The sequence below is a fragment of the Paraburkholderia nemoris genome (assembly GCF_905221015.1).
Classification (GTDB): Bacteria; Pseudomonadota; Gammaproteobacteria; order Burkholderiales; family Burkholderiaceae; genus Paraburkholderia; species Paraburkholderia nemoris.
Genome location: NZ_CAJNBO010000006.1, coordinates 353563 through 360332 on the forward strand (window position 1 = coordinate 353563; position 6770 = coordinate 360332).

Annotated in this window: 4 protein-coding genes; 1 reads left to right on the forward strand and 3 read right to left on the reverse strand. The window is 56.7% G+C overall.

Annotation, left to right across the window (positions count from 1 at the left end; genetic code table 11):
• Positions 1 to 571: 571 nt before the first annotated feature.
• The gene (locus tag KHO33_RS12325) at positions 572 to 1138 is read right to left on the reverse strand and encodes a hypothetical protein (RefSeq protein WP_236074668.1); all 567 of its coding nucleotides are present in this window, start codon (positions 1136 to 1138) and stop codon (positions 572 to 574) included.
• A gap of 586 nt (positions 1139 to 1724) precedes the next feature.
• On the opposite strand from KHO33_RS12325, the gene KHO33_RS12330 reads away from it, so the two are divergent.
• The gene (locus tag KHO33_RS12330) at positions 1725 to 2678 is read left to right on the forward strand and encodes a carbon-nitrogen hydrolase family protein (RefSeq protein ID WP_200567862.1); all 954 of its coding nucleotides are present in this window, start codon (positions 1725 to 1727) and stop codon (positions 2676 to 2678) included.
• A gap of 250 nt (positions 2679 to 2928) precedes the next feature.
• On the opposite strand, the gene KHO33_RS12335 is transcribed toward KHO33_RS12330, so the two are convergent.
• Together KHO33_RS12335 and KHO33_RS12340 are read right to left on the reverse strand one after the other, a co-directional pair.
• Positions 2929 to 3402 carry a hypothetical protein gene (locus KHO33_RS12335; RefSeq protein WP_200567863.1) on the reverse strand — a complete coding sequence of 158 codons (474 nt, stop codon included), beginning with the start codon at positions 3400 to 3402 and terminating at the stop codon, positions 2929 to 2931.
• A gap of 811 nt (positions 3403 to 4213) precedes the next feature.
• Positions 4214 to 6463: an AAA family ATPase gene (locus tag KHO33_RS12340; RefSeq protein ID WP_200567864.1), complete on the reverse strand. Its 2250-nt coding sequence runs from the start codon at positions 6461 to 6463 to the stop codon at positions 4214 to 4216.
• Between the last annotated feature and the right edge of the window lie 307 nt (positions 6464 to 6770).

Genomic DNA, 6770 nt, shown 5'->3' on the forward strand with positions numbered 1-6770 from the left:
GGGTGGTACTTCAAGATGGATCGTTGCGATTGTCGGCGATTCGCATATCGGTGTCGAGCGATCGATCCTGGCCGAGCAGAGTTCGGTTGCCTTAAAACAGCCCCTAGCTTGCCTATGAAGCGGTATCCCGTTGCACGTAGAAACCCCACACACCGTTGGAAAGCTCAGTGGCTGCGAAGCAAACTGCTTTTCCAGGAATTGGGATTTCGTAGACCCATGCACGATGACGTTCTCTAGGATAAGCCGGGTGCGGAACGACAATGTGTTCCTGAGACACCCGTCGCCAGTTACCCGCGTGCAACCACGGATTGATGCCATTGATCGAGATAGGTGCGCCCTCAAATCCAACATGAATTGGCTTCCAGCCGTCGGTTAATTCTTCAGTTAGCATCTGGTCTTCTGGATTCTCGATTATCTCGCCGACTATCTCGAACGACCGGTTGTGGCCGTACGCAGAAGATCAGCCCCTACCCGTTTTCGCTTTCTTCGAGACCACTGTATTTTCGGCGCGCGGGGGATACGCCAAAAACAGATAATTTGATCATAGCAACACCACGAGCCGCGTCGCAGGCTAGATGCGTGGAAAGCGGTATTCCTTGAAAAAATGACCGGTTCCCATAGGCAGGTGGAGCAACTGCGCGTGATATTCGACATCCATGTTGCGCCGAACGATCAGATCACCATTGCTATCGATCTGCAAAGTATCGTCTGTTGTCACGTGATTCGGCCCATAGTCGGACCGTGTTTCTTCAGGTACGAAAGTAAGATGCATCACCCCACTCTTGCAAGTGACACGCTGCGCTTTCATGAAGCCAGTCCGATACTCGCCGATCTTGACATCGCCGTAGAACGTAGCGACGACGTACTGATTCTCGCTCGACGGCGTCAGGGTGGCGTAATCGGGAGGCGTAACGATGCCGTGATCATCCGTCTTGTAACGGCCGACCATTGCTTTCCATGCATCTATGTCCCCGACAGGAAATATCAAACTGATCGGCAATTTCGTCCCGATCTGCTGAGTTGGATCGCCCCGCACCGTGCGACCTGCACCGGCGTACTGGCCGCTCAAATTGGGGCATCCAGACAGCGATGCATTTGCTAACGACTGCGACCGAACATCGACCACCGTGCGCTGCACGCATCCTCCGGCGCATAGGAGTGACGCGAGCGACATGGCGAGAAGCATTTGCTTCACAGGTCACCTTTGTTCGAGTATTCAATTATTGGGGGGCTGGATGCGTGAGCATTGAACCGAGGGCTCATTGTCAACGATCTAGATCGCTTCGTCGACCGTCTCCTTGTGGCCGGACCCGGAAGTTCGAAGCGAGGCAGCGAACCAGCGCTACTGAGTCGATCCGGATTTCCGTGATCGATCCGTTGCCGCCCTTCAGTTAGCTTCTCCGAAGGTTCCAACCCTGCCGATAAAGCGGCCACTCAACCTCCCGACTACGAACTCCCGCTGGGGCCTGAACAACCAATCGTCGAACGTTTCGCTCTATCCCGACGAACAGGCAGCAAGCTTTACCTGCTGGCGACCTATACTCGTAGTGGCCGCGATCTTCGGCGACCGTGTTCGCGATCAACGAATTTTCCAGCTCGAATTAGTTGCGATTGAGCTTGCGATGTGCGAGATCGGCTTGCAATCCACGGCCGTGGGCACACGTTATCTGCGAGCGAGCCTAAGCATTTCGATTGCACGCCCTCACATCTAATGGAGCATTCTGATGCAACAGAGATTACGTGCTGCGGTTGTGCAATCGGGATCCGTCGTCTTCGATGCGGACAGAACCATCGATAAAGCCGCGACGTTCATCGCCGACGCCGCGCGACAAGGCACTCAACTCATCGTATTTCCCGAAGCATTCGTCTCGGCCTATCCTAAGGGACTCGATTTCGGCTCGACAATTGGCGGGAGAACCGCTGCTGGGCGCGAAGACTATCGGCGTTACTACGACAGCGCGGTCGAGGTACCAGGTCCCGGCGCTCAGCGGTTGGGTGAGCTTGCCGCCGACCACAAACAATACATCGTGATCGGCGTAATCGAACGGGACCATGGCACGTTGTATTGCACTGCGTTATTTTTTGGTCCGGACGGTACGCTGCTCGGCAAACATCGCAAGCTGATGCCAACTGCCGGCGAGAGGCTGATCTGGGGCTATGGCGATGGGTCGACGCTCCCGGTTTTCGACACACCGTTCGGCAGGCTCGGCGCAGTCATCTGCTGGGAAAACTACATGCCATTAATGCGTATGGCGATGTACGCCAAAGGTGTTCAGATTTACTGTGCGCCCACCGCTGACAGTCGACCGACATGGGCTTCCTCCATGCAGCACATTGCCCTGGAGGGGCGCTGTTTTGTGTTGTCGGCCTGCCAGCACCTGCGCCGATCGGATTGTCCAACCGACTATGCCGCAATCCAGGGTAACGATCCGGACGCTGTGCTGATGAGCGGTGGAAGCTGCATCGTCGGCCCGCTTGGCGAGCTCATTGCCGGTCCCATCTTTGAGCAAGACGCATTGCTCGTGGCCGACCTCGACCTCAACGACCTTGCCCGGGCGAAATATGACTTTGACGTCACGGGTCACTACTCGCGTCCGGATATCTTCCGTCTGCATGTTAACGAAGCGGCGATGCCTCCCGTCGTGTTCGAGAAAAACGGATTCGGCAGCGGCTCCTGAATGACGAGATATTCGTGCGCCATGCCGTAAGGGAAGGATTGACGGTTTCTTTCGGACGCTGTTTGTGCCAACGGCGTCGTCGAGACGTGCTATCGATTGTCGGCGATCTGTGCACCGATGTTGAACGTCTGAACGTGTTTAGGTTTATACGACGCCTGCCCACATTAGCTTGTGGCGCTCGCCCATGCTCGTGACTGAGGGCAGGCATCCTACAAATCTGAACGACTGAAGTCGCTCGCCTTCTTGATGGTTAGTGCTGCGTCGGAGCCGGCTGTTGGGAAGCGTCTGCTTCTTCGTCTGTCGCGGATTTGGCTGACGTTTGTTTGCTCTGGCGCGGCTTCGTGGCTGCGGATGTCTCCGTAGCCGCTATTTGTGACGCCTCTGCAAGAAGGCGTGCTGCACGGCTCGCGGTGATGCGGCTTTGCGGGATGCCCTTCGCATCGAGCGCGATCACCTGATACAGCTCACGGTCACACTCGAGCTCTCGCTGATATTGCTCTGCTGTGTCGACAAGCAATTCAAGCATGGTCTGCTGACGCCGTCTTTCGTCGCTCGTGATGGCAGGATTCCTACACATTGAGGACGCAAGTGTGATCAATGTGTTGAGTTGGCTTAACTGCCGGTTGCATAGATCGAAGGTGGAAAGCGCGAGTTTTTCGTACTGGAGCGCGTCGACAGGCGGGCGTGAAGCGGGTTGAGATTGTTTTGTAGGTTTGCTGCTCATGGTGCGACCTCCCTGATACTTCCTGGATCGCCCGACACTCGCTTGGGGAAGTGGGTGAGCGGGCACGTGGCGGGATTGGAAGACCGGCGCTATACCAAACCGGCGAGCCTTGCGGCTCCCCCACCACGACCCGCCCATTGGGATATAGACGTGCAGAGGTAGACGCACGACCCGCCTGAGCGGGTGTGCGGGTTTAGCTAGCAGGCTTCCAAACCTGACCGCCGGGTGTTTCCCGATGGCTTGATGATTATAAATCAAGGCAGCAGCGTAGCGGTCAACCAGGCAGGCTAAGTGTTTGCGTTTGGCCGATTGGATAAGACCTCGGCGGAGGTTGGCGTGTTGTCGCGAATTCGGGGATCGCAGACGAGCACTGGGCTAGTCGTCTTAACGTTGACAGCCAGTACGAACCGAACGCGTATCGGGTTTCGTCAGTGCTTGGACTTAGCTGTCGATGGCGGTTGATCGGCCTTTGCTGCAGTTCAGACGTCGCCGGTCGTGAGGCAGTCTCACATTCCTTTGCTGTCGTTCGGAGCATCACGCGCGCGGATGTCGCATTCACATCAATGAACGAGTACTCTCGACCCGAAGCGGAAATACGAGACCGCCATTCCGGCCAGCCGCTTGGCAGCGGCAGCCGGCACTCACCGCTGACGGGCCTGTTCAGGATTTCCGGTACTTTGCAGTCGCTTGGCGTGGTGTGCTATAGCGGAAACCACACTTTATCGGTTAACGGGCAATCTATCGGCACGTCTACTTGGATACCTCTCATCGACGGCTTAGACCTCGAACGCTCGAGCCGCGTGCCGGTCTTCTAGGCAACAGCGGCTCTGAGCGCAACTAGGTGGTCCGGGTCGGATGCTTGCAGGTGCTCCATGAGATCGCCGACGGCCGCCTCAATGTCGCACATCAGGTCGCTGTTCTCATACATGCGCTCAACGTTGTTGGCGTGACTGAAATAGTGCAGTGTCTTCAAGATTCGCTTGGCCTTCTCGCCGCCGAACACGCGCTCAGCTCGGGCATCGACCGGAGACATACGGCGGTCAGGGTACTTTGAATACGTGTAGAGTTCGACGAACCTGCGCACGGCGTTCGGCAGCAACATGAGCACCTTCAAGTCGGTCTTGTCGGCGGAGTTGTGGAACTCGTCGAGCACATGAAACAGGAAGTGATATTCCGAATCGTATCGATGCATCGACTCTGGCATGTTCAATAAGGACGACGTCTTCGGCCCGATTCGCTTAACCAGATAGAGGGCTGCGTTCTTTCCCTCCGGCTTGAGCTCGCGCAGGAGTGAAAAGAACTCGAAATTGTGGGTCGAGAAGAAGACCTGCTTGCAGCGCGTCGTCCATGGGGCATTAACAACGGGCTGGTGGAAGAATGTCTCCTTGATGATCGCAGCGACTTGGAAGATGTGGTTACTGTCGAGGCTCGAAATCGGATCGTCGATGTAGACGATCGCTTTACCGAACTCCTTGATCTCCCGAAGCTTGGTCAGAAAGAACGAAAAGGCGATGGCCGTCTTCTCGCCCTCGCTTAGATGCCGCGCCGGCTTCCCGTCGCGCCGGACGAGTTGAAACCTTTCACCTTCGGCTGTAGCGACTACAGCGATCTGGACGCTCTCGCCTCCAAGCAGATTTTCGATGCGCTTGTTGATCTCCTCGCGGCCGAGCTGAGCCTGGCTAATTATGGCTTTCAGCCGATTAATCTCTGTCCTCAACTTGGCCGCGCAGCTCTCGTAACGCATACGGTGGCGCTCGCGCCTAGCTTGATCGGTTGCGAACTTGTCCAGATACTGCGCTTCTTTAAACTCCTGCGCAAAGTGCAGCTTCAATCGCTCAATTGCGGCATCCTTCTCGGCCGGAAAATTGTCCTTGACCTCGTTGTGCCCTTTGAAGACTGCGTTTAGCGCCTCAAGCTTCCTCGTGACGGTTTCCGCAGCCTTCCCATCGTATGGCTCGGGTTCGACGGTCACGAACGGAGCGGCCAGCTTCGAAACCAGGCGAACGCGGAGCGCTTCGAGCTCCGCGTTGTAGGCGACGAGGGCCTGTTGAAAGTCCGCGTTGGCTTTGACGAACTGCTCCTTGAGCGGCGCGTTGAGTTCTACATCCTTGCGCTCAGCAATCGTCAGCTTAGCCGCCTCCGCCTGCTGAGCGAGTTGTTCCACGGCTCGCTTGTGGTCATCAAGGTCCTTGGAGAAATGCTCTCCGAGCGTCTTGAGACGTTCGGGCGCCAGGTCACCTCCGCAAAATTCGCAAGCCGTTTTGGCCTGATGCAGGTGCAGACCCATCTGTACCCACGTCTCCACGGGTGGGTTGTCAACGAGATGAGCGATGGTGTTCGCGAGGTCCGGCTTCTTGGCGAGCAGCGTCGAAGCCCGTGCCGAGAGATCTGCCAAGGACATCTGTACCGTGACCATTGCAATGGCTGGCAGACTCTCCTTGGCCGACGCGTGTGCCAATTTGATGTCGGCCTCGAAAGCCTCGGTCTCCAAGGCGTGGTTCTCCAAGCCGAGATTGATGGTCCGAAGTTCGGCGTCGAGTTGGGTCGAACCAAAAGCAGCCACCAGACCGATTGCCTTCTTGATCGTCGCCGAGGCGGTTGTCTTGGCCGAACTCATTGCCCTTGTTGCCGCCGCAGCCTCCTTGGATCGATCGGCGGCGCCATCGACAGCTCGCTTGTGCATCGCCTCGTACCGCTCGATTTCTTTCTGCGCAGCTTCTGACTCCGAGCCGAGCAGCAGGATTGGCCTGAAGTGGCTACCCGCGAAGTTCAGGTTTTCGGCGACGAAGTCTGAGTTAAAGACGCGAACGACATGCGACGTCGAGTGGAAGTTCGCCTCTGTGACGTTCCCTGTGTCAGTCGCGATCGTGAACGAACACTGCGGAAGCTCTGGATTGAGCGTCCTTGACTGCAACATTGCGACCAGCCGCGACAGCGTCGTCTTGCCCGAGTAGTTCCATCCGTAGATGATGTTCTTGACTCCGAATTCGACTGTGCCAGCGGGTGGGGCGTAGTCGGCGAATACGCCAAGCCCCTTTATGCGCTGGAAACTCTTCAACATGGCTCCTCCTTTGAGTCTCTTATTTTCAAACAGGCTCGGATAGCCCAAGTGCCCTCAGTCCAGTGACTCAAATCCGCTACTAGCCTGCGTGGCATCGTACCAATCTGCAACCCGAACGTTCGCGGCTTAATGTTCGCACAAGTTCAGTTGAGATCACCTCCGATCTAAGTTGTGTCAGGAACGACCGCCCGGTCCTCTAGCAGGCTGTTGAAAAGCGCCCCGTCATGACGACCGAAGCTATGTTCAGGAGACTTGCGCGTGCAATTTCCCGCTGAATTACCGGTTTGCCGCGCTGTCCGCGCGGGGC

Bases quoted from the DNA above. Each gene is read 5' to 3' on its own strand.
- KHO33_RS12330 (WP_200567862.1), top strand. From the start codon at position 1,725: ATGCAACAGAGATTACGTGCTGCGGTTGTGCAATCGGGATCCGTCGTC.
- KHO33_RS12335 (WP_200567863.1), bottom strand. From the start codon at position 3,402: ATGAGCAGCAAACCTACAAAACAATCTCAACCCGCTTCACGCCCGCCT.
- KHO33_RS12340 (WP_200567864.1), bottom strand. From the start codon at position 6,463: ATGTTGAAGAGTTTCCAGCGCATAAAGGGGCTTGGCGTATTCGCCGAC.